The sequence below is a fragment of the Bradyrhizobium australafricanum genome, assembly GCF_020329495.1.
Classification (GTDB): Bacteria; Pseudomonadota; Alphaproteobacteria; order Rhizobiales; family Xanthobacteraceae; genus Bradyrhizobium; species Bradyrhizobium australafricanum.
Genome location: NZ_JAGKJL010000001.1, coordinates 219,586 through 242,083 on the forward strand (window position 1 = coordinate 219,586; position 22,498 = coordinate 242,083).

Consider the following 22,498-nt stretch of genomic DNA (forward strand, 5'->3'; position numbering starts at 1 on the left):
GTCGGCCATTAAGATCGATCGGTCCGTCAGCTGTTCAGTCGTTTCCCCGTCGAATCGTCGAACAGATGGACCAGCGACGGATCCGGCTTGAGCCGAACCTTGTCGCCCGGGTTGAACAGATGGCGCTCGCGGAACACGGCGACGACCTGCTCGCCGCCGAGCTTGGCGAACACCTGGGTCTCCGAACCGGTCGGCTCGACCACCACGATCTCGGCCTCGGCGCCGTCATCGGCGATGGTGAAATGCTCGGGCCGTACGCCGTAGACCGCGGGTTGGCCGTCGGAATTGGCCGGCGCCGATTTCAGCGGCAGCTTGACGCCGTTCGGTCCCTCGAAATAGGCGGCGCCGTTCACCTTCACATTGCCCTTGAGGAAATTCATCGCGGGCGAGCCGATGAAGCCGGCCACGAACTGGTTCGCCGGCGTGTCATAGAGCTCGAGCGGCGAGCCCATCTGCTCGACGATGCCGTCGTGCATCACGACGATCTTGTCGGCCATGGTCATGGCCTCGATCTGGTCGTGGGTGACGTAGACGGTCGTGGTCTTCAGCCGCTGGTGCAGCTCCTTGATCTCGGTACGCATCGCAACACGCAGCTTGGCGTCGAGGTTCGAGAGCGGCTCGTCGAACAGGAACACCTGCGGATCGCGCACAATGGCGCGGCCCATCGCGACGCGCTGGCGCTGGCCGCCGGAGAGCTGGCGAGGATAGCGCTCGAGCAGCGGCGTCAGCGCAAGGATTTCCGCGGCGCGCTTGACGCCGGTCGAGATCTCCTCGGGCTTGGCGCCGCGCAGCTTGAGCGAGAAGCCCATATTGTCGGCGACGGTCATATGCGGATAGAGCGCGTAGTTCTGGAACACCATCGCAATGTCGCGCTCTTTGGGCTGGACATTGTTGACGACGCGGTCGCCGATCGAGATCGTGCCGGAGGTGATGTTCTCGAGCCCCGCCAGCATGCGCAGCAGGGTCGACTTGCCGCAGCCGGAGGGGCCGACCAGAACGACGAACTCGCCGTCCTCGATCGGGATCGACACGCCGTGCAGGACCTCAAAATTGCCGAACGATTTCCGCACGTCGCGAATCTGGACCGACGACATCCACTTCCCTCCTCAAGTTCCCGACGACGTACGACGAGTGCCGCCACCGCTCTGTTTTGTTCCGGCCGCGCTGGGTGCGCGGCGCTGTTGGACTGGCGTTATTGTCCGCAGTTTATCCGGTTTTGGCAATCGTTCGATTAGCAATCGCTTGGTAGCGCTGTCAATATCAGTTTGTCTGCGACGAACGTCGTGATATGAGCGGCAAATGGCCCGAAAGCGCATCACGCCAGGCAAGATCCGGCTCGCCGAAGTCGCGAAGCTCGCCGGTGTCAGTCCGATTACGGCCTCACGGTTCTTCAGAAATCCGGAAGCACTTTCGGCCGGCAAGCGCGCGCGGGTCGACAGTGCGGCAAAAGAACTCGGTTACGTGCCCAATCTCGCGGCACGCGCGCTTGCGTCGCAGCGCACCGAGGTGATCGGTGTCCTGATCCCGTCGCTGACCAACAACGTGTTCTCCGACGTGCTGCGCGGCATCTACGACGCGCTCGACGGCAGCCGCTACAGCATTCAGCTCGCCAACACGCGCTACAGCATCCTGCAGGAAGAGCGCCTGCTGCGTCTGTTTTTGGCACAGAAGCCCGCCGGGCTGATCATTACCGGCATTAACCAGACCGCCGATTCCCGCCGCATCATGGAGACGGTGGATTGTCCCATCGTCCAGATCATGGAGGTCGGTCCCTCCCCGATCGACATGATGATCGGATTCTCGCATTTTGAGGCCGCAAAAGCCGCCATCGCCCACCTGCTCGCGCAGGGCTACCGGCGGATCGGATTCCTCGGCGCGCGGATGGACCCGCGGGTGCAGCGCCGGCTCGACGGCTATCGCTCCGCGATGACCGACGCTGGGCTGTTCGATCCACAGCTTATTGTGACAACGGCGATCCCGACCTCGGTCACGCTCGGCGGCACGCTGTTTGCCGACCTGCTCGCCAAGGCGCCCAACATCGATGCCGTGTTCTGCGTCAATGACGACCTTGCGCTCGGCGCGCTGTTCGAATGCAAGCGCCGGCACATGGCGGTGCCGGAGCAGATGGCGATCGTCGGCTTCAATGACCTCGAATTCATGGCGTCGAGCGAGCCGACCTTGAGCAGCGTGCGCACCAATCGCTACGAAATGGGCAGAAACGCTGCCGTGATGGTGATCGAGACGCTGGAAGGGCGCCGGCCCGCCGAGCCTGTCGTCGATCTCGGCTTCAGTGTCATGGAACGGCAAAGCTCGGCGCGACGCAATTGACCTCGCCCGGCAGCTGCCCGTCACAAGGGACGCGAAAAATGATAAAATGATAGCGCAACCAAGACCCTTCAACTAAGGTCCAATCCATCACACGAAACACCTGTGCGTGATCGGTCGGGTTTGTAATGCACGACGATTTGCGCAAGGTAGAGACGACGTTGAACCAGAGCCCTTGAATGGGCCCACCAGTTTGCATTGCGGGAGAAACCAATGACAAAACCCCCCACCAACGGGCACGACGCCGCAGGCGCGACCAGCAAGGGCAAGGGCCGCAGGCTCCGCTCCCAGGAATGGTTCGACAACCCGCACAATCCGGGCATGACCGCGCTCTATCTCGAGCGCTATCTCAACTACGGCCTGACGCGCGAGGAATTGCAGTCGGGCAAGCCGATCATCGGCATCGCGCAGACCGGCAACGACCTGTCGCCCTGCAATCGGCATCACCTCGAGCTCGCACACCGCGTCCGCGAGGGCATCCGCGCCGCCGGCGGCATCGCGATGGAGTTTCCCACCCATCCGATCCAGGAGACCGGCAAGCGCCCGACCGCGGCGCTCGACCGCAACCTCGCCTATCTCGGCCTGGTCGAGGTGCTGTTCGGCTATCCGCTCGACGGCGTGGTGCTGACCACCGGCTGCGACAAGACCACGCCGGCCTGCATGATGGCGGCGGCGACCGTCAACCTGCCGGCGATCGTGCTGTCGGGCGGCCCGATGCTGAACGGCTGGCACGAGGGCCAGCGCACCGGCTCCGGCACCGTGGTGTGGAAGGCGCGCGAACGGCTCGCCGCGGGCGAGATCGACTATGAGCAGTTCATCGAGATCGTGGCCTCCTCGGCCCCCTCGGTCGGCCATTGCAACACGATGGGCACCGCCTCCACCATGAACTCGCTCGCGGAAGCCCTCGGCTTCTCGCTGCCGGGCTGCGCGGCAATCCCGGCGCCGTATCGCGAACGCGGCCAGATCGCCTACGAGACAGGAAAACGCATCGTCGACATGGTCTGGGAGGATTTGAAGCCGTCGGACTTCCTGACGCGCGAGGCGTTCGAGAACTGCATCGTGGTCAACTCCGCGATCGGCGGCTCGACCAATGCGCCGATCCATATCAATGCGCTGGCGCGCCATGTCGGCGTCGAGCTGTCGATCGACGACTGGCAGAAATACGGCCATGACGTCCCGCTGCTGGTGAACATGCAGCCGGCCGGCTTCTATCTCGGCGAGGAATATCACCGCGCCGGCGGTGTGCCCTCGGTGGTGCGCGAGCTGATCAAGCACAAGCGCATCCACGAAGGCGCCCTCACCGTCAACGGCCGCACCATGGGCGAGAACTGCAAGGAAGCACCTGCGCCCGACGGCGACGTGATCTGGGGCTACGACAAGCCGCTGGTGAAGGACGCCGGCTTCATCGTGCTGCGCGGCAATCTGTTCGACTCCGCGATCATGAAGACCAGCGTGATCTCGAAGGAATTCCGCGACCGCTATCTGTCCAACCCGAAGGACCTCAATGCCTTCGAGGGCCGCGCCATCGTGTTCGAGGGGCCGGAGGATTATCACAACCGTATCGAGGATCCCGCGCTCGACATCGATGAGCACTGCGTCCTGTTCGTCCGCGGCACCGGCCCGATCGGCTATCCCGGCGGCGCCGAGGTGGTGAACATGCAGCCGCCCGCCGCGCTGATCAAACGCGGCATCCTGTCCCTGCCCTGCATCGGCGACGGAAGGCAGTCCGGCACCTCGGGCTCGCCCTCGATCCTCAACGCCTCGCCCGAGGCCGCCGCCGATGGCGGGCTCGCGATCCTGAGGACCGGCGACAAGGTGCGCATCGACCTCAACAAGGGCAGCGCCAACATCATGATCTCGGAGGATGAGCTGCGCACCCGCCGCGCCGAGCTGAAGGCCAAGGGCGGCTTCCCGCACCCGGCCAACCAGACGCCGTGGCAGGAGCTCTATCGCAAGACCGTCGGCCAGCACGCGACCGGCGCCTGCCTCGAGCTCGCGACGCGCTATCACGACATCGCCGGCAAGGTCGGCGTGGCGCGCGACAATCACTAGGACGCAAACCGTCATTGCCGGGCGCGGCCTGGCAATCCATCGTTCTTCGAAAGATGGATGCGCGGGTCAAGCCCGCGCATGACACTGCAAATCGTCAAAGAAGGAAGAAACGCATGTCAGACCGCCTGAAGGGCAAACGCGCATTCGTAACCGCAGCGGCCGTCGGCATCGGCCGCGCCTGCGCGCTGGCCTTTGCCCGCGAGGGCGCGAGCGTGTTCGCGACCGATATCGACGAAGGCAAACTTGCGCTGCTCAAGCAGGAAGGCGTCGCCGAGGTTGCGAAGCTCGACGTGCGCGACACCGCAGCCGTCGAGGCAATGGCAAAACGCGCGGGCAAGACCGACATCCTGCTCAATGCCGCGGGCTTTGTGCATCACGGCACCGCCCTGGAGTGCTCGGACGACGACTGGGATTTCTCCTTCGACCTCAACGTCAAGTCGATGCACCGCACTACCCGCGCTTTCCTGCCCGGCATGCTGGCGCAGGGCGGCGGCGCCATCGTCAACATCGCCTCCGCCGCCGGCGCGGTGAAGGCGGCGCCGAACCGCTACGTCTATAGCGCCACCAAGGCCGCGGTTGCGGCACTGACGCGCTCGGTCGCGGCCGACTTCATCACCAAGGGCATCCGCTGCAACTGCATCTGCCCCGGCACTATCGAGACACCTTCGATGCTTGAGCGTGCGGCGGCTGCCGGCCCGCAGGGACGCGAGATGTTCGTTGCGCGCCAGCCGATGGGCCGGCTCGGCACCGCCGAGGAAATCGCCGCGCTCGCCGTCTATCTTGCCAGCAACGAAAGCTCGTTCACGACAGGTGTCGCGCATGTCATCGACGGCGGCTGGACACTCTAATCGGGAGGCAACATGAACAAGATCGATCTCAACGGCCGCTGTGCCGTCGTCACCGGCGGCGCGCAGGGATTTGGCCGCGCTATCACCGAGCGCTTTGTCGCGTCGGGCGCCAAGGTCGCGATCTGGGATTTCGACCAGCCGCTGGCCGAGAAGACCGCGCGGGCGATCGGCGAGAACGTGATCGCGATCAAGACCGACGTCACCAATCCCGACGCGGTCGACGCCGCGCGCGATCAAACGCTGCGGGCGTTCGGCAAGATCGACATTCTCGTCAACAACGCCGGTATCACCGGAGCCAACAAGCCGGTATGGGAAACCGATCTCGACGACTGGCGCAGGGTGATGCGCATCAATCTCGAGGGTCCCTTCATCTGCTGCAGGGCGATCGTGCCGACTATGATCGGCCAGAAATACGGCCGCATCGTCAACATCGCCTCGATCGCCGGCAAGGAAGGCAATCCGAACGCGGCGCATTATTCGTCGTCGAAGGCGGGCCTGATCGCGCTCACCAAATCGCTCGGCAAGGAGCTCGCGCAGCACGACATTCTGGTCAATGCGGTGACGCCGGCCGCAGCGAAGACCGCGATCTTCGACCAGATGACCCAGCAGCACATCGACTTCATGCTGTCGAAGATCCCGAAAGCCCGCTTCGTCCAGGTCGAGGAGCTCGCCTCGATGGTGGCATGGCTGGCGTCGGAAGACTGCGCCTTCTCCACCGGCGCGGTGTTCGACATCTCCGGCGGCCGCGCGACCTATTAGATCGCCGCTCGCCTCGCCGGCTGCCGCAGCGCCGCGACGAGATGATCGGCCAGGAGTGACGCCGCGTGCGACAGGTTTTGCGCGCGATGCAGCCGGATCTCGGCCCGCGGCAGCCGCGGCATGCCGTCGCGCGCGGTCAGCCGACGCAGCGTCGGCGGAAATGTCCCCGACTTGACCACGGTCACGGCGAGGCCCTGCGCCGCGATCGCCTCGACCGCGGACAGGCTGTGGCTGACAAAGGCGAGCCGCCACGGCCGGTTCGCCTGGTCCAGCGCCTGCATCGCCCAGCTCCGGAACAGGCAGCCCTGCGGATAGAGCGCGACCGGCAGCGGATCGAGCTCCTCGACGCGATGCGCAGCGCTCGCGGCCCACACCGCCTGCTCGGTGCGCAGCAACTCGCCCTCGCCGCGTCCCTCGGGGTGCATCGCGATCACGAGGTCATAGGCTTCGCCGAGCCGATCGGTCATTGTCGACGTCAGCCCGGTCTCCATCTCGACATGGATCAGCGGATAGCTGGCGATGAAGTCCTTGAGCAGCGGCGGGACGATCATCGTCCCATAGTCGTCCATCACGCCGAGGCGAACCCGTCCATCCGTGCCATGCTCGCGCACCCGGCCGACCGCCTCCGCGTTGAGGCTCAGGATGCGGCGGGCATAACCGAGCAATCCCTCGCCGGCTGCACTCAGGTCGACACTGGACGTGCTGCGGTGAAACAGTTCGGCCTGCAGCCGCTCTTCCAGCCGCTTCACCTGCATGCTGACGGCGGATTGGGTCCGGTTCAGCGCCGAGGCCGCGCGGGTGAAGGAGCGATGCTCCGCCACCGCGACAAAGGCCTGCAGAAGATCCGGGTTCAGGATGGGCGCGCTCATAACGATCTGTGATTTAGTCAATCACATCTATTCCATTCCCTGATTATGTTCCCTTCCCTAGTTTGCGCAAGCAAAACCAAGGGGCCAACGGAATGGGCGAGATCTGGGGGGTGTTGGCGGCGGTGGCCTCGAGCGCGCTCGGCGGCACTTCGATCGGCGCGACGCGGTTTCTGGTCGGCGCCATCGACCCGCTGGCGATCGGCGCGTTCCGCTTCGGCATCGGCGTCCTGCTGCTGCTGCCGCTGGCACTGCTGCAACGCCGGAGCTGGCCGACGCGGCCTGGCTCGGCGTTGCCGGCCTCGGCCTGCTGTTCTTTGCGGCGTTTCCGGTCCTGTTCAACGCCTCATTGATCTTCACCACCGCCGCGCGCGGCGCACTCGCGCTGTCGACACTGCCGCTGCTGACCATGCTGGTCGGCGCGGTGCTGGGCGCCGAAGCGCTCACCGCGCGCAAGACCACAGGCGTCCTGATCACCATCCTCGGCGTCTCGATGGCGCTGCTCTCCGGCCTCGCCACGGCTCCGCCTGGTGCCTGGCGCGGCGACCTCTTGATGATCGCAGCCGCGCTGTGCATGGCGCTCTACAGCATCTGGTCAAAACCCTATATCCGCTGCTCCGGCCCGATCCCCTTCACTACGCTCGCGATGGCCGCCGGGGCGGTGGTGCTCATTGTCGCCTCGCTGCTGCGCGGCAGTTTTGCGCCGGTTGCCGATTTCGGCGCGCCGCAATGGTTCGGCGCGATCTATCTCGGCGCCTTCGGCGCTGCGCTCACCTTCTATCTCTGGGCCTTCGCGCTGGAGCGGACGACGCCGACCCGGGTGGCGATCTCGGTCACCGTCAATCCGATCTCGGCATCGCTGGTCGGCGCAGCCCTGCTCGGCGAGCCGCTGAGCTGGAATCTGGTGGCCGGCATCGTCACCGTTTTTGTCGGCATCAGGATCGCGACCACCGAGCCGCCCCTGGCGCACGCGGTCGCCCCCGACATGCGCTGACCGCGGCAACGCTCGCCAGCAAGCCCTTCAGCGAATCCGTGCTAGCCTGAGGTCCGGTCCCAGCGAACCTGAGGCGGCACGCCATTGAACATCTCCCTCTATGACATCTCCGTCTGGGTATTGCCGGTGGTCATTGCGATCACGTTTCACGAAGCCGCGCACGGTTTCGTCGCGCATCGGCTCGGCGACGACACCGCCTGGCAGCTCGGCCGCGTCAGCTTCAACCCGCTGAAGCACATCGATCCGTTCGGCACGCTGATCCTGCCTGCGGTGCTGCTGTTCGCGCATTCGCCGTTCCTGTTCGGCTACGCCAAGCCGGTGCCGGTGAACTTCCGCAAGCTCAATCATCCCAAGCTCGATATGGTGTGGGTGGCGCTGGCCGGCCCTGCCACCAACATCATCCTGGCGACCGCCGCGGCGCTGGCATTCCACGCGCTGCCATTGGTGCCGGCCGATGCCGCGAAATGGACCGCAGACAACCTGAAAAACGCCTTCCTGATCAACATCGTGCTCGCGATCTTCAACATGATGCCAATCCCGCCGCTCGACGGCGGCCGGGTCGCGGTCGGGCTGCTGCCAAGGCCGCTGGCGATCCCGCTCGCCCGGCTGGAGCCCTACGGCATGCTGATCCTCATCGGGCTGTTGATCCTGCTACCGGTGATCGGCCAGCAAGTCGGCCTAAATCTTGATGTTATTTCAACGATACTAGGAATTCTGACCGGCTATGTGAGGAACGCCCTTCTCCTCATTACCGGAAACACATAGCCTTGATTTACGCACGACCCGATCGAAAACCGGTAGCCAATTTTCCCGGTCATGCGTTGAGGACAGGAACGCTTCGAGGCCATGGTGATCAAAGCTGCCGATATGCTGATTGCACGACGCGCCGACACCCGCGCGCGGGCCGACTTTGCGACCTGGAAGATGATGGCCAAGCTGAACGGCGCCTCCGCCTTGCCGCCTGAGGCGCAGAATTTCCTGGCCATTTACAACAAGCTGCTGGGACAGATGAGCGAAGCCGACGCCGGCGAGGCGACCATCCAGGAGATGTACCGCACCTACTATGTCGAGATGGGCGGCGCCGGCAAAGCGCCGGAGGTTCCAGCGCGCGCGCGCGAGCCGGTCGCCGACAGCGGCAACGTCACGACGTTCCGCCGCCTGCCCCCCAAGAAGACGAGCACCTCCGACCCGAACGCCAAGCGTTCGATGCCGGTGGCACTGATCTTCGCCTGCCTCGTCGTGGTCTATGTCGCGATCCGGTACTACTGGAAATAGCGCCGTCCGCACTTCACCCTATCCGCGTCCGATGATCGAACCACGCACACCGCGGCATCCCGTCGCGCGTCACCGGCTGCGCAATCGCCGTGGCGTGGAATATCGCGCGCGAGCGATTGCGCCGGCGCTCTAGGCGATGCGCCCGATGCCGGGCATAATCCGGAACTCAAAAAACAAAATCATACTGGAGGGAAGATGAAGCGTTCCATTGCAGCCTCGGTCACGACGGCCTTGGTCATGACCACGAGTCTCGTGTTCTGCGGCGGTGCTTCGGCGCAGACGATGGACAAGGTCGCCAAGGTCGGCGCGCTCGGCGATCAGTCCGGCCTCTATCAGGATATCGGCGGTCCCGGCTCGACCGTGGCGGCGCAGATGGCGATCGAGGATTCCGGGCTGCTGGCGAAGGGCTGGAAGATCGATCTGATCTCGGCCGATCACCAGAACAAGCCCGATGTCGCGGTCAACATCGGCAAGCAGTGGATCGACGTCGAGAAGGTGGATGTGTTCGTCGACCTCGCGGCCTCCAATGTCGGGCTCGCGATTGCCAACCTCTCGAAGGAGAAGAACGTCGTCAACCTGAACTCGGGCTCCGCCTCGTCCGACCTCACGGGCGCGCAATGTTCGCCGAACACGGTGCACTGGGTCTATGACACCTACATGCTCGCCAACGGCACCGGCAAGGCGCTGGTGAAATCCGGCGGCGACACCTGGTTCTTCCTCACCGCGGACTATGCGTTCGGCCAGGCGCTCGAGCGCGACACCTCGGCCGTGGTCACCGCGAATGGCGGCAAGGTGCTCGGCAGCGTCAAGCATCCGCTCAACAATGCCGACTTCTCGTCCTTCCTGCTGCAGGCGCAAAGCTCGAAGGCCAAGATCGTTGGACTCGCCAATGCGGGCGGCGACACCACCAACGCGATCAAGCAGGCCGCGGAATTCGGCATCGCCTCGGGCGGCCAGCGGCTTGCGGGCATGCTGCTGTTCATCACCGACATCAACGCGCTCGGCCTCAACGTCGCGCAGGGCCTGAACTTCACCGAGACATTCTACTGGGACGTGAACGACCAGACCCGCGCCTTCTCCAAGCGCTTCATGGAGCGCTTCAAGAAGAACCCGCCGACCATGGTGCAGGCCGGCGTCTATTCGTCGTTGATCCACTATTTCAAGGCGCTGGAAGCGCTCGGCGGCAATCCGCATGACGGTCGCGCCGTTGTCGCCAAGATGAAGGAGCTGCCGACCGACGATCCCCTGTTCGGCAAGGGCTCGATCCGCGTCGACGGCCGCAAGATCCACCCCGCCTATCTGTTCGAGGTGAAGAAGCCGTCGGACTCGAAATATCCGTGGGACTATTACAAGCTGGTCGCCACCATCCCCGCGGACGAAGCCTTCCTCCCGCTCGAGAAGAGCGTCTGCCCGCTGGTGAAGAAGAGCTGAGGCAACGTCGTTCCGGGGCTCGTGAACCGCGAACCCGGAATCGACCAGCGGCGCATTCAATGGAGAAATGGATTCCGGGTTCGCGACGTGTCGCGCCCCGGAATGACGCCGGCGTCTGATCGCAAGCAGCCGCGGCTCGCTACTTCTTCGGCTTGTTGTAATTGACGTCGAGGCTGAAGGAGAACTGATCGTCGGTCAGGTCGGCCGGCGGCGCCGGGACCGGATCGGACCGGTGGACCATCGAGATCGCCGCGTCGTCAAAGGCGGCATCTCCGGACGATTCCAGCACGGCAACCGACAGCACCTTGCCCAGACGATTCAGCACCAGGGCGACCTTCACCTTGGCCTCCTTGGCCTTGCCTTTCTCCGGGAATTTCTTGTGCAGGTCGAGATAGGCGCTGATCTTCTTGCCCCACTTGGCGGTCAGCAGCAGCTTGTCCTTGCCGATGCCTGGGTTGGGTGCCTTGGTGGTGTCCGACTGACGCGCGTCCTCCAGCTTGGTCGGCGCGGCCGCCTCCGAGGCCTGCTGCGCTTCCTGCGCGTTGGTCTCGACCTTGGCGACCTTGGCCTCCTCCTCCTTCTGCTTCTTGGCAGTGTCTTCCGTCACGATGCGATCGGGGTCGTCGGACTCGACCGGCTTTTCCTGAGGCAGGTCGGTGTCCTTCACCTCGGCCTTCTGCTGCGCCATTTCCTGCACAGCCTGCTGCTCGTCAGCCAGCGGTCCGGGCGGTAGGGCCTCTTCGGTTGCATCCGCGGAAGCCAGTTCGACGGCGTACTCCGCGCCGGCAGCGCCGAGCCCCTCGTCGCCGTCGTCGCCGCGCAAATTGGTCAGTGCCAGCGCGGCACCGCCTAGATGCAGCCCGACTGCCGTCACGGCAGCGATCACCCAGAGCCGCTTCGAGGTCCGCAGATCGAGATCGGGGTTGGTGGACATCGCGTTCGCCGTCAGGGTTTGGCAGGATCGGCCTGCGCCGCCGCGGGCGCTCCCGGAACGCCCTCGAGCGCGACCAGCTTCACGTGCGTGTAGCCGCCGGCGCGCAGCAGCTCCATCACGCCCATCAGCTCGCCATAGGGTACCATCCGATCGGCCCGCAGGAACACGTATTTGTCCCGGGTCATGTCGGGCACAGCATCCAGCGAATTGACCAGGTCGACGCGCTTCACCGCGTTCTCCCCGATCGCCAGCGTCAGATCCGGCTTGATGCTGAGATAGGTCGGCTTGTCCGGCTTCTTCTGCGGCGTCGCGCTGGAGGTCGGCAGATCGATCGGAAGATCGACGGTCGAGAGCGGTGCTGCCACCATGAAGATGATCAGCAGCACCAGCATGACGTCGATGAACGGCGTGACGTTGATCTCGTGGGATTCCGCGAAATCGTCGTCGCCATCGTTCTCGGAGATCGAGACTGCCATCGCCTACTCCGCCGCCGCGGCGCGCGCATGCGCGTTACGCGGAACGTCGCCATGGGTGCGGTCGAGATCGCGCGACAACAGCCGTCCTGCGGCACCCGAGGCGCGGTTGACCAACTCGAGATAGACCTTCGTGACGCGCGAGAAATGGTTGTAGATGATGACCGCGGGGATCGCCGCGACGAGGCCGATCGCGGTCGCGAGCAGCGCTTCCGCAATGCCCGGCGCCACCACGGCAAGGTTGGTCGTCTGCGACTTCGAAATGCCGATGAAGCTGTTCATGATGCCCCAGACGGTGCCGAACAGGCCGACGAAGGGCGACGTCGCGCCGATGGTCGCGAGCAGGCCCATGCCGATGCGGATCTTGCGGGCTTCGGCGCGCACGATCTCGGCGAAGCTCGACGCCGCGCGCTCCTTGATGCCGCTGTCGCTCGAGATGCCCGCCGACAGGCGCCCCTCCCGCATCGCAGCTGCGATGAATGACGACAGCACGCTGCCCTTGGCACCGAGCGCGAACTGCGCTTCGGCCAGCGAGCGGGATTCAGCGATCTTGGCCAGCGCGCCACGCAGCTTGCGCTGCGCTACCGTCAGCTCGACCATCTTGGCGATGAACACCGTCCACGTGACGAGCGACGCGAAAGCGAGACCGAGCATCACCGCCTTCACGATGATGTCGGCGTTCAAGAACATATTCCACGGCGACAATTCGTGCAGGCCGGTCGAGGTCGACTTCAGCGCCTTGCTGTCGCCGCTCGCGGGCGCAGCCAGGGACGCCTCGTTCGCCGTCGGAGCCGGAGCTGCCGCGGCAGGGGCCGGCGCGGCCTGTGCCTGCGGCGCCGCTTGTGCCGGCTGGGCGGCCACCGGCGCGGCCTGGGCAGCCGGCGCGGGCTGGGCCGCCGCCGGCTGGGCGGGTGCGGCCTGAGGCCGGGTCACGGGTGCGGGCTGCGCTACAGGCGCCGTTTGCTGCTGCGCCGAAGACGGCGCGGCCAGCATCAGCATCGCCAGCGAGGCGATCATGGCGGATGCAGCGGGGAACTTGAATGTCATCATCAGTTACACTTCAGCCCAGTGACGGATCAGGTTGTGATAAATCCCGGTCAATTTGACCGTTTCGGGGTCATCGCGCCCCAGCCGCTCCACCAGAGCCTGGATCGCGGTATCGAGATCAAAGATCAGACTGCGCGCGTGTGCATCCCGTACCATGCTCTGCAGCCAGAAAAAAGACGCTACCCGCGTCCCCCGCGTGACCGGCGTGACCAGATGCAAGCTGGAAGCAGGATAAACTACCAGATCGCCAGCCGGCAGCTTGATTTCATGGGATCCGTAGAGGTCTTCGATGACGAGCTCGCCGCCGTCGTAGTCCTCCGGCTCCGATAAAAACAGCGTGACCGAGAGGTCGGTGCGGATCCTCATGCCCGTCAGCCTGTCGCCGCGCACCGCATTGTCGACGTGCAGGCCGAAATGGTGCCCGTCGCTGGCGGCATAGCGGTTGAACAAGGGTGGAAAGATTCTAAGCGGGATCGCCGCCGAGATGAAGCGCGGGCTCGCCGACAGCGCCGACAGGATCCGGTTGCCGAGCTGCCGCGCGACCTCGCTGTCGGGCGGCAGCTGCTCGTTGCGCTTGACCATCGCGGACGCGGCGCCGGCGGTCGAGCGGCCGTCCTCCCATTCGGCTTGCGCCATGATGCGGCGGAAGTCCGCCACATCAGCCTTGCTCAATACGTTGGGAACACAGACCAGCATCTGTCGCCGCGAAGCCTCCGTCAGTAACGCGCAGAAACAACCAGATACGCGGCGCGTCCCGGCGCTTCGAGCACGAACGGCGCCGCGCTCTGGTACAGCGCGTCGTAGTAGCGCTTGTCGAAGATGTTGTTGACGAACAGCTTCATGGTCCAGTGCTTGTCGATCTTAGCTTCGGCAAAGGCGTCGAAGCGCCAATAGCTCGGGATCGAGGTGCCCTGGTTGGCCGCGAGCAGCGTGCCGCCATAGACCTTCGAGCGATACACCGCCTGCCCGCCTAGCTCCCACATGTCGGTGAGCTGGTACTTGGTCAGCATGCTGAACGACTGGTGCGCGACGTTGGCGAGCGGCAGTCCGACATTGCTGGAGTACAGGATGGTGTTGGCCGGCGGCGCCAGCGACCTCGTCACTGCCGACTGCATCAGCACGAGACCGCCGAACACGCTCCATTTGTCGGTGATCTTGCCGCCGACGCCGAGATCGATGCCGCGGATGCGGTAGGCCGCGCCCGCGGTGATGCAGGAGATATTGCCGGTCGTCCCGGTCGGATAGGAGCAGCCAAGGGCCGCGGCCGCGGTTGCGTTGTTCACGTTCTGCGATTCGCGCGCATTTTCCTTCTCGGTCTGGAACAGCGCCGCCGTCACCAGCAGATGACGATCAAACAATTCCCACTTGGTGCCGACTTCGATCGCCTTGTTCTTTTCCGGCCCGAAGATCTGGGTATTGCCGCCGTTCAGCACGGGAGACAGACCGCCATACGCCGTGCTGGTGCCGTCGAATTCGGCGCCGACCGGGTTGGATGAGGTCGCATAGGCCGCATAGACGCTGCCGTTCGGCAACGGCTTCAACGTGAGGCCGAGGTTGAAGTTCGGCATCCCGAAGTCGGCCGACTGACTGCCGAATGTGGTCCTGCCGCCCGAAGTCAGATAGCCCGACGTGTTGATCTTGTAGTCGTCGTAGCGGATGCCGCCATTGAGGATCACGAAGTCATTGTAGTTCGCGGTATCCATGATGTAGCCGCTGGTGGTGTCGATCCCGATCTTGGTCGGCATCCCGGACAGCCCCGACGGAATCGGGAACGGAATGTTGGTGTATTGCGGATTGAACACGCTGACGCCGGAGAGCGATCCGCTTCCCGTGAATGCCGATGTGCCGGTCGTTATTTCCGAGCTCAGGCCGAGATATCTGTCGATCGAGGACCGCTCGTTGTCGTATTCGACGCCGGCCGTCGTCGTGTGCTTGAAGCCGAGGCCGTCGACCGACTTGTAGGTCGCCTCGGTCTGGTTGGCGAACACGTCGGTGACCTGGTAGCGGCTTTGCGGATTGGCGCTCAGCGTATACGCCGTGAACGGAGCGCCGGCGGCCAGCGTCGGCGCTTCCGGCAGCGTGCCGATGTAGTTCTGTGTCGAACGCGATTCCCGGATCTTGTTGCTGACCACGAGGTCCGGCGTGATCTGCACCTCGGCGTTGATCGTGCCGATGTCCTGCCCGGTCCTGAAGAAGTCGCGGTTGACGAAGCCGTAGAAATTGTTGCGGTTGACGCCGAAATCCGGGAACGGACCGCCAGCCGTGCTCGCGGTGCTCGGCCGGTAGTACGGCACGCCGAAATCCGGGATGCCGGTGAGCTCGGTGTGGATGTAATTGCCGGTGATCTTCACCGCGTCGACCGGCTTCCACGTGCCGGCGACGAACGCGCCGTTGCGGTCGTCGGTGACATAGCTGCGGCCAGCGACGCCGGCATCCTGGAACAGGCCGCCGGCGCGGATCGCCAGCGTCGGGCTGATCACCTGGTTGACGTCGAGCGTCACGCGCTTGGTGCGATCGGTGCCGAACGTGGTGTCCATGTTGTAGAAGCTGTTCTGCGTCGTCGCCTGCTTGGTGACGATGTTGATCGCGCCGCCGGTGGTGCCGCGGCCTGCAAAGGACGAGCCCGGGCCGCGCAGGATCTCGACCTGCTCGGTGAAGAAGTTCTCGCGGACGCTGACGCCGGAGTCGCGCACGCCGTCGATGAAGATGTCGTTGCGTGCGTCGAAGCCGCGGATGAAGAAGCGGTCGCCGAAGGCATTGCCGCCCTCGCCCGTGCCGAGCGTGACGCCGGCCGTCGACAGGATCGCCGACTTCAGCGATGTGGCGTTCTTGTCTTCGAGCACGTCCTTGGTCAGCACCGTGACCGATTTCGGCGTGTTCAGGATCGGCTCGGGATATTTCCCGGACGACTGCAAACGGTCGCCCTTGTACGGCGCGGCCGGATCCGCATAGGGATCGCGGTCGGCGGGAAGACCGCCGGCGTTGGGAAACGGCACCGGCGTCTGCTGTGCCTGCTGATTGTTGCGGCGCGCGGCGCGGCGCAGCGCGTTGCGGGCGCGGACCTGGTCCGCAGTGGGCTTTGACGTCACGGGCCGCGGGCGAGCGACCGGGGCATCGACGTTCACCGGCGGCAGGTTGGATTGCTGCGCTTCAGCCCCCGAAAACGACGCCACCGCGATCAGGCTCGCGACTGCGGAGACCTTCGTGGCGGAATAACCGGTGTCATCAGCCGAACCGATCGCTGCATCAAAGCGCAGCGATCTCGGCGCCTTCACATTGCTCATGTCTTGCTCGCCCCAGAAAAATCAGCTCGCTCGCGAAATGAAGCTGCGACGAACTGTCTCCATCGGTTATCGAGCGTGACCTTTTTTATCAATGCGGCGAGCGCAACAGTCGGCTTGAATCGCCCCAATTCAAAGCGATTCTAATCTACGGTTTGAAATCGTTCTAAACTGTAGTTTTTAAGCATTCTAATAATCGTTCTAAATCGGTGTTGCCCGTCATTGGCTGCCGCGTGCGGGCGCTGTCCATGCGACCACGCGATTACTCGGCGCTTGGCGGCTTCATCAGCGAAAACAGTTCGTCGATCGTCCGCTGCGCGACCTGCCGCACGCGATCGCTGTTCTCGAGGCCGGCGATGTTGACGCCGTTGACGACCGCTTTGATCTCGTCGCGGAAGTCTGTGAGAAAGCGCAGCGGGTCGCGCTGCTCGTTGGCGACGCGCGCGATCAATCCTGTAACCAGGATCTGGCATGCCATCATGCGCCCGTTCAACTCATCCATCGCGGCCCTCATCCTCTCGCATCGTCGCTGCGCGATATGAACGACATCCCGCGACGATTCAACCGGCTCGCGCACGCTGCAACGGGTGAATGGATGGAGCGCAGGAATCTGCGTGCGATGAGATGCGCTATTTCGCGGCGATGCGCTCCGCCTCCTCGCCGAGCGCCTTGATGCGATCCTTGACCTCGCGCAGCGTGGCGAGGCCGCTTTCGACATGCTTGTCCGAGACGTCGCGCAGCACGTCGCCGGCGATCGCGTCGCGCAAACTGTCGAGATCGTCGACGAGACGCCGCCCGCTCCGGGTCAGGAACAGGCGATTGGCACGGCGATCCCTGGGATCGGGACGCCGTTCGAGCAGGCCATGCTCGACAAGGCGGTCGAGCAGCCGCACCAGCGAGATCGGTTGCAATTCGAGGACGTCGGCGAGATCGACCTGGGAAAGTCCCTCCTGCTCGCGCAGGCGGAAGAGCACGATCCATTGCGCACGCGTGGTGCCTCGCGCCTTGGCGCGATGATCGATATAATTGCGCAGCAGCCGGGAACTCTCGACGAGCTGCGCGATAAACTGGCGTTTGAGATCGAGCGACATAGGGGTCCTCGGTGCGTTTCCCAGGCGAATTGTTTCTGCTCGTTTCTGACCTAAACCTTTCCAAATGTTTAGGATTCTCAAGCCTTGGTGTGTTTACACATTAAGTGCACGCATATTATATCCGCAAGCTCTGTGAACCGTTTCGATCAGCCTTTATTGTTACGTCGAACCCAAGAGTCCGCATGTCAAAGTCACGCACCATCGGTTGGGTTTTAGTGATCGCTGCGGTCGGCGCCGCCGGTTATTTCGGCTGGCAGAAACACACGAGCAACCAGCAGGCGGCCGAAGCCGCGCAGAAGCGCTCCGCCCAACGCCCGGCCGTCCCGGTCAAGATCTCGCCGGTCGAGAAAGCCGACTTCCCGGTCTATCTCACGGGCCTCGGCACCGTGCAGGCGTTCAACACCGTCCAGGTCCGCACCCGGGTCGACGGCCAGATCACCAGGATCGCTTTCAAGGAAGGCCAGTTCGTCAAGGCCGGGGACACGCTGGTCGAGATCGATCCGCGGCCCTATCAGGCGACGCTCGACCAGGCCAAGGCCAAGAAGGCCCAGGACGAAGCCAATCTCGCCAACGCCAATCTCGACCTGCAGCGCACCACCAGGCTCGGCGAGTTCGCGACGCGCCAGCAGCTCGACACCCAGCGCTCCACGGTGGCGCAGCTGACCGCCCAGATCACGGCCGACGAGGCCGCCATCTTCAACGCCCAGACCCAGGTGGACTACACCACCGTCAAATCCCCGATCGACGGCATTGTCGGCCTGCGACTGGTCGATATCGGCAACATCGTCAATGCCTCGGCCCAGACCGGCATTGTCACAATCACCCAGATCGAGCCGATCACGGTGATCTTCACCGCGCCGGAAGACCAGCTGCCGGATATCAAGGCGGCGCTCTCGGTGGCGCCGCCTAAGACCATTGCACTCACCACCGACGGCAAGCGGGTACTATCCACGGGAACCCTGGCGCTGATCAACAATCAGGTCGACACATCAAGCGGGACTGTCCGGCTGAAGGCGGTGTTTGATAACAAGGACCACGCGCTGTGGCCGGGCCAGTCGGTCTCGACCCGGCTTTTGGTCCGAACCTTGAAGGATGCCACCGTCGTCCCGGATGACGCGGTGCAGCATGGCACCGATGGCCTCTACGCGTATTCAGTCAATCAGGAGAACAAGGCCGAGCTTCGCAAGATCAAGGTCAGCCAGTCGATCGACGGCAAGTCGGTGATCGACGAGGGCCTGTCGCCCGGACAGCAAGTGATCACCGCGGGCCAGTACAAGGTCTCGCCGGGAACCCCGGTGACAACGGCGGTGGCGAGCTCGGATCCGTCCCAGTCGAAGGTTGCGCAGGAATGAGCGTCGGCGCCGGAATTTCCGCACCATTCATTCGTTTCCCCATCGGCACCTCGCTGCTGATGGCGGGCATCCTGTTCGTCGGTCTCGTCGCCTATCCCCTGCTGCCGGTCGCGCCGCTGCCGCAGGTCGACTTCCCCACCATCCAGATCACCGCGACCCTGCCCGGCGCCAGCCCGGAAACGATGGCAACCTCGGTCGCCCAGCCGCTGGAGCGCCAGTTCGCGCAGATCCCGGGCATCGCGCAGATGACCTCGACGAGCTATCTCGGCACGGCGGCGGTTACCATCCAGTTCGACCTCAACCGCAGCATCGACGGCGCCGCCAACGACGTGCAGGCCGCCATCAACGCGGCCAGCGGCCAGCGGCCAGTTGCCGAAAACCCTTCCCTCGCCGCCGACCTACCGCAAGGTCAACCCGGCGGACTCGCCGATCATGCTGCTGTCGGCCACATCGGACACGCTGCCGCTGACGACGGTCAGCGACGCCGTCGACGCCCAGCTGGCGCAGCAGATCAGCCAGATCTCGGGCGTTGCGCAGGTCATCATCGGCGGCCAGCAGAAGCCGTCGGTTCGCGTCCAGATCGACCCGGCCAAGCTCGTCGCCAAGGGCCTGTCGCTGGAGGACGTCCGCGCCGCGATCAACATCGCCACCGTCGACAGTCCGAAGGGCAACATCGACGGCGCCACCCGCGCCTATACCATCTACGCCAACGACCAGCTGCTCACGGCGGGCCCGTGGAACGACGTCATCATCGCCTACCGCAATGGCGGGCCGCTGCGGATCCGCGACATCGGCCAGGCCGTCACCGGGCCTGAGGACGCCAAGCAGGCCGCCTGGGCCAACGGCAAGCGCGGCGTATTCCTCGTCATCTTCAAGCAGCCCGGCGCCAACGTCATCGACACCGTCGACAAGATCAAGGCGACGCTGCCCCGGTTGGTCGCCGCGATCCCGCCGGCGATCAAGATCGACGTGATCAGCGACCGCACCACCACGATCCGCGCGGCGGTCGAGGACGTCCAGTTCACCCTGCTGCTGACCATCTTCCTGGTCGTGATGGTGATCTTCGTCTTCCTGCGCAGTTTCTGGGCGACCGTGATCCCGACGGTCACGGTGCCATTGGCGCTGCTCGGCGCCTGCGCGCTGATGTGGGTGTTCGGCTACACCCTCGACAATCTGTCGCTGATGGCGCTGACGATCGCGGTCGGCTTCGTGGTCGACGACGCCATCGTGATGCTGGAGAACATCAGCCGCTACATCGAAGAGGGCGAGAAGCCGATGGCTGCCGCCTTCAAGGGCTCGCAGGAAATCGGCTTCACCATCGTTTCGATCAGCATCTCGCTGGTCGCGGTGCTGATCCCGCTGCTGCTGATGGGCGGCATCATCGGCCGCCTGTTCCGCGAATTCGCGGTCGTGCTGGCGATGACCATCTTCGTCTCGATGTTCGTGTCGCTGACGCTGACCCCGATGATGGCCTCGCGCTTCCTGCGCGCCCACAATGACGAGAAGCACGGTCGGTTCTACCAGCTCAGCGAGCGCGGCTTCGACGCCATGCTGCGCGGCTATCAGAGCGTGCTCGACCTCGCCTTGCGCTGGAAGTTCACGACGCTGATGATCTTCTTCGGGACGCTGGCGCTGTCGGTCTACCTGTTCGTCATCATCCCGAAGGGCTTCTTCCCGCAGCAGGACGTCGGCCTGATCACCGCGACCTCGGAAGCCAACCAGGACATCTCCTTCGCCGACATGAAGCGGAAGCAGGAGGAGCTCGGCAAGATCGCGCTGCAGGATCCCGCGGTGGCGACGGTGGCGATGGCGATCGGCGGCAGTGGCCGCGCCGGCAACAACGGCGCGATGTACATCACGCTGAAGGCGCTGAAGGATCGCGACGCCAACGCGCAGCAGGTCATCGCCCGGCTGCGGCCGAAGCTGGAGAAGGTCGAGGGTGCCCGGCTGTTCATGCAGGCGGCGCAGGACGTCCGCCTCGGCGGCCGCCCGACCCGCACCCAGTTCGAATTCACGCTGCAGGATGCCAACCTCGCCGAACTGAACGAATGGGCGCCTAAGATTCTCGGCAAGATGCAGACGCTGCCGCAGCTGCGTGACGTCGCCACCGACCAGCAGACCAACGGCACCACGCTCGAATTGAAGATCAACCGCGACACCGCCTCACGCTATGGCATCCAGCCGCAGCTGATCGACGACACGCTCTATGATGCGTTCGGCCAGCGCCAGGTGACGCAGTACTTCACCCAGCTCAACAGCTACCACGTCATCCTCGAGGTGTTGCCTGAGCTGCAGGGCGCGATCGACACGCTGAACAAGATCTACATCAAGTCGCCGCTGACCGGCGAACAGGTGCCGATCTCGACCTTCGCGACCTGGACCAGCGTGCCGGTACGGCCGCTCTCTATCAGCCACCAGGGCCAGTTCCCGGCGATCACGATCTCGTTCAACCTGGCGCAGGGTGTTGCGCTCGGCCAGGCGACGGAAGCGGTGCAGAAGGCGATGGTCGACCTTGGCGCGCCGCCTACCCTGAGCTCGAGCTTCCAGGGCACCGCGCAGGCGTTCCAGCAATCGCTGTCGACAGTGCCGCTGTTGATCCTGGCGGCGCTCGTGGTCGTCTACCTGATCCTCGGCATTCTCTACGAGAGCTACATCCACCCGATCACGATTCTATCGACGCTGCCGTCGGCCGGCGTCGGCGCGCTCGCGATCCTGATGGCGGCCGGCTTCGACTTCTCGCTGATCGCGCTGATCGGCATCATCCTTCTGATCGGCATCGTGAAGAAGAACGGCATCATGATGGTCGACTTCGCGATCGCGGCCGAGCGCGACCAGCACATGGAGCCTGTGGCGGCGATCCGCCAGGCCGCCCTGCTCCGCTTTCGTCCGATCATGATGACGACGATGGCCGCCTTGCTCGGCGGCGTGCCGTTGATGTTAGGGACCGGCACCGGCTCGGAAATCCGCCAGCCGCTCGGCTACGCCATGGTCGGCGGCCTGATCGTCAGCCAGGCGCTGACGCTGTTCACGACGCCGGTCGTCTACCTCTATCTCGACAAGCTCTCCAATGCGTTTGCGAACTGGGGCCGCTCGCCGCGCGCCGACCACGACGCTGACGACGGCGAGCATGGATCGGTCAAGGAAGCCGCCGAGTGACTTGACTTTGACGGCATCCCGGCACATCCGAAAGATGTTCATTTCGGAGCCGGTGCCGTGAAGATTGTCGCCAAGTCGCTCTTCGTCCTGCTGACCGCGTTCGGCATGGCCCACTCTGGCCACGCCCAGACAGCCAAGGGCAAGAACGCGCCCGCTCCGGCAGCTGCGCCCGCGGCTCCTCAGAGCGATGCAACAGCCCCCAACAATTCCGGCTGGATCGCGCGCTGCACCAGTGCGAGCCGCGACGCTCCGCTCGAATGCGCGATGGAACAGACCGCGGTGCTCACCAAGACCGGCCAGCTCATCGTGCTGGTCAACATCCGCGTTCCCGGCGACACCCGCACGCCGGTGGCGCTTATCCAGCTTCCACTCGGATTGAACCTGCCGGTCGGCGCCAAGCTGCAGGTCGACGACGGCAAGGCCGTCGACGTGCCGATCCAGACCTGCGAAGCGCGCGGCTGCTACATCAATACGCCAATCGCCGCCGATGTCCTGACCCAGCTGAAATCGGGCAAGCAGCTCAAGGTGTCGTTCCAGAATCTCGGCAAGGAAACCATCTCCATCCCGATGCCGCTCGCCGACTTCGCAACGGTCTACGACAAGATCAAGTAGCG

The 22,498-nt window shown here is 64.4% G+C and carries 20 protein-coding genes and 1 pseudogene; 12 read left to right on the plus strand and 9 right to left on the minus strand.

The window, feature by feature from the left end:
- Nucleotides 1-26: 26 nt before the first annotated feature.
- A complete protein-coding gene (locus J6525_RS01085) occupies nucleotides 27-1,094 on the minus strand; it encodes an ABC transporter ATP-binding protein (RefSeq protein WP_028334988.1) in 1,068 nt (355 codons plus the stop codon).
- A 205-nt stretch (nucleotides 1,095-1,299) separates the two neighbouring features.
- On the opposite strand from J6525_RS01085, the gene gntR reads away from it, so the two are divergent.
- The 4 genes from gntR (at nucleotide 1,300) to J6525_RS01105 (ending at nucleotide 5,984) form a co-directional block, all read left to right on the plus strand.
- Entirely contained in the window at nucleotides 1,300-2,328 is a 1,029-nt protein-coding gene (gene gntR, locus J6525_RS01090) for an HTH-type transcriptional regulator GntR (protein ID WP_225641388.1), read from the plus strand.
- 210 nt (nucleotides 2,329-2,538) lie between these two features.
- Nucleotides 2,539-4,377 carry an IlvD/Edd family dehydratase gene (locus J6525_RS01095; protein WP_141339954.1) on the plus strand — a complete coding sequence of 613 codons (1,839 nt, stop codon included), beginning with the start codon at nucleotides 2,539-2,541 and terminating at the stop codon, nucleotides 4,375-4,377.
- Nucleotides 4,378-4,490: 113 nt separating this feature from the next.
- Nucleotides 4,491-5,225, plus strand: coding sequence for an SDR family oxidoreductase (locus tag J6525_RS01100; RefSeq protein WP_225641389.1), 735 nt, complete (start codon nucleotides 4,491-4,493; stop codon nucleotides 5,223-5,225).
- Nucleotides 5,226-5,237: 12 nt separating this feature from the next.
- Nucleotides 5,238-5,984 carry an SDR family NAD(P)-dependent oxidoreductase gene (locus J6525_RS01105; protein ID WP_057019729.1) on the plus strand — a complete coding sequence of 249 codons (747 nt, stop codon included), beginning with the start codon at nucleotides 5,238-5,240 and terminating at the stop codon, nucleotides 5,982-5,984.
- Here the strand turns inward: J6525_RS01105 and J6525_RS01110 are convergent.
- Nucleotides 5,981-6,853, minus strand: a complete 873-nt coding sequence (locus J6525_RS01110; RefSeq protein WP_225641391.1) for a LysR substrate-binding domain-containing protein — start codon at nucleotides 6,851-6,853, stop codon at nucleotides 5,981-5,983. The two genes, J6525_RS01105 and J6525_RS01110, sit on opposite strands and share 4 nt — an antisense overlap.
- Before the next feature lie 92 nt (nucleotides 6,854-6,945).
- Here J6525_RS01110 and J6525_RS46675 point away from each other — a divergent pair, with 92 nt between their 5' ends.
- From J6525_RS46675 to J6525_RS01130, 5 genes are all read left to right on the plus strand, one after another.
- Complete coding sequence (locus tag J6525_RS46675; RefSeq protein ID WP_446471724.1) at nucleotides 6,946-7,203, plus strand: EamA family transporter; 258 nt, start codon at nucleotides 6,946-6,948, stop codon at nucleotides 7,201-7,203.
- Entirely contained in the window at nucleotides 7,200-7,844 is a 645-nt protein-coding gene (locus tag J6525_RS46680) for a DMT family transporter (protein ID WP_446471725.1), read from the plus strand. Before J6525_RS46675 ends, J6525_RS46680 begins: the two co-directional genes overlap by 4 nt.
- 84 nt (nucleotides 7,845-7,928) lie before the next feature.
- Nucleotides 7,929-8,609 (plus strand): site-2 protease family protein, encoded by a 681-nt coding sequence (locus J6525_RS01120; RefSeq protein WP_225641392.1) that lies wholly within the window; start codon nucleotides 7,929-7,931, stop codon nucleotides 8,607-8,609.
- Nucleotides 8,610-8,711: 102 nt separating this feature from the next.
- The gene (locus J6525_RS01125; RefSeq protein ID WP_026192644.1) at nucleotides 8,712-9,119 is read left to right on the plus strand and encodes a hypothetical protein; all 408 of its coding nucleotides are present in this window, start codon (nucleotides 8,712-8,714) and stop codon (nucleotides 9,117-9,119) included.
- A gap of 195 nt (nucleotides 9,120-9,314) precedes the next feature.
- The gene (locus tag J6525_RS01130) at nucleotides 9,315-10,550 is read left to right on the plus strand and encodes an ABC transporter substrate-binding protein (RefSeq protein ID WP_225641393.1); all 1,236 of its coding nucleotides are present in this window, start codon (nucleotides 9,315-9,317) and stop codon (nucleotides 10,548-10,550) included.
- A 139-nt stretch (nucleotides 10,551-10,689) separates the two neighbouring features.
- On the opposite strand, the gene J6525_RS01135 is transcribed toward J6525_RS01130, so the two are convergent.
- The 7 genes from J6525_RS01135 to J6525_RS01165 form a co-directional block, all read right to left on the minus strand.
- On the minus strand, nucleotides 10,690-11,484 hold the full coding sequence (locus tag J6525_RS01135) for a cell envelope integrity TolA family protein (RefSeq protein ID WP_225160637.1): 795 nt from the start codon (nucleotides 11,482-11,484) through the stop codon (nucleotides 10,690-10,692).
- Between the two features lie 11 nt (nucleotides 11,485-11,495).
- On the minus strand, nucleotides 11,496-11,960 hold the full coding sequence (gene exbD / locus J6525_RS01140) for a TonB system transport protein ExbD (RefSeq protein ID WP_076826519.1): 465 nt from the start codon (nucleotides 11,958-11,960) through the stop codon (nucleotides 11,496-11,498).
- A 3-nt stretch (nucleotides 11,961-11,963) separates the two neighbouring features.
- Entirely contained in the window at nucleotides 11,964-13,007 is a 1,044-nt protein-coding gene (gene exbB, locus J6525_RS01145) for a tonB-system energizer ExbB (protein WP_225641395.1), read from the minus strand.
- Between the two features lie 3 nt (nucleotides 13,008-13,010).
- Entirely contained in the window at nucleotides 13,011-13,700 is a 690-nt protein-coding gene (locus J6525_RS01150) for a Fe2+-dependent dioxygenase (RefSeq protein WP_028334318.1), read from the minus strand.
- Between the two features lie 20 nt (nucleotides 13,701-13,720).
- On the minus strand, nucleotides 13,721-16,288 hold the full coding sequence (locus tag J6525_RS01155; protein ID WP_225641397.1) for a TonB-dependent receptor: 2,568 nt from the start codon (nucleotides 16,286-16,288) through the stop codon (nucleotides 13,721-13,723).
- Nucleotides 16,289-16,547: 259 nt separating this feature from the next.
- A complete protein-coding gene (locus J6525_RS01160) occupies nucleotides 16,548-16,787 on the minus strand; it encodes a hypothetical protein (protein WP_028344615.1) in 240 nt (79 codons plus the stop codon).
- A 127-nt stretch (nucleotides 16,788-16,914) separates the two neighbouring features.
- On the minus strand, nucleotides 16,915-17,376 hold the full coding sequence (locus J6525_RS01165) for a MarR family winged helix-turn-helix transcriptional regulator (RefSeq protein ID WP_016841339.1): 462 nt from the start codon (nucleotides 17,374-17,376) through the stop codon (nucleotides 16,915-16,917).
- Nucleotides 17,377-17,558: 182 nt separating this feature from the next.
- On the opposite strand from J6525_RS01165, the gene J6525_RS01170 reads away from it, so the two are divergent.
- The 3 genes and pseudogenes from J6525_RS01170 (at nucleotide 17,559) to J6525_RS01180 (ending at nucleotide 22,496) form a co-directional block, all read left to right on the plus strand.
- Nucleotides 17,559-18,728, plus strand: coding sequence for an efflux RND transporter periplasmic adaptor subunit (locus J6525_RS01170; RefSeq protein ID WP_225641399.1), 1,170 nt, complete (start codon nucleotides 17,559-17,561; stop codon nucleotides 18,726-18,728).
- Nucleotides 18,725-21,884, plus strand: a pseudogene (locus J6525_RS01175) (efflux RND transporter permease subunit). The gene J6525_RS01170 and the pseudogene J6525_RS01175 overlap by 4 nt, the downstream one beginning before the upstream one ends.
- A 105-nt stretch (nucleotides 21,885-21,989) precedes the next feature.
- Nucleotides 21,990-22,496 carry an invasion associated locus B family protein gene (locus tag J6525_RS01180; protein WP_225641597.1) on the plus strand — a complete coding sequence of 169 codons (507 nt, stop codon included), beginning with the start codon at nucleotides 21,990-21,992 and terminating at the stop codon, nucleotides 22,494-22,496.
- Nucleotides 22,497-22,498: the final 2 nt, after the last annotated feature.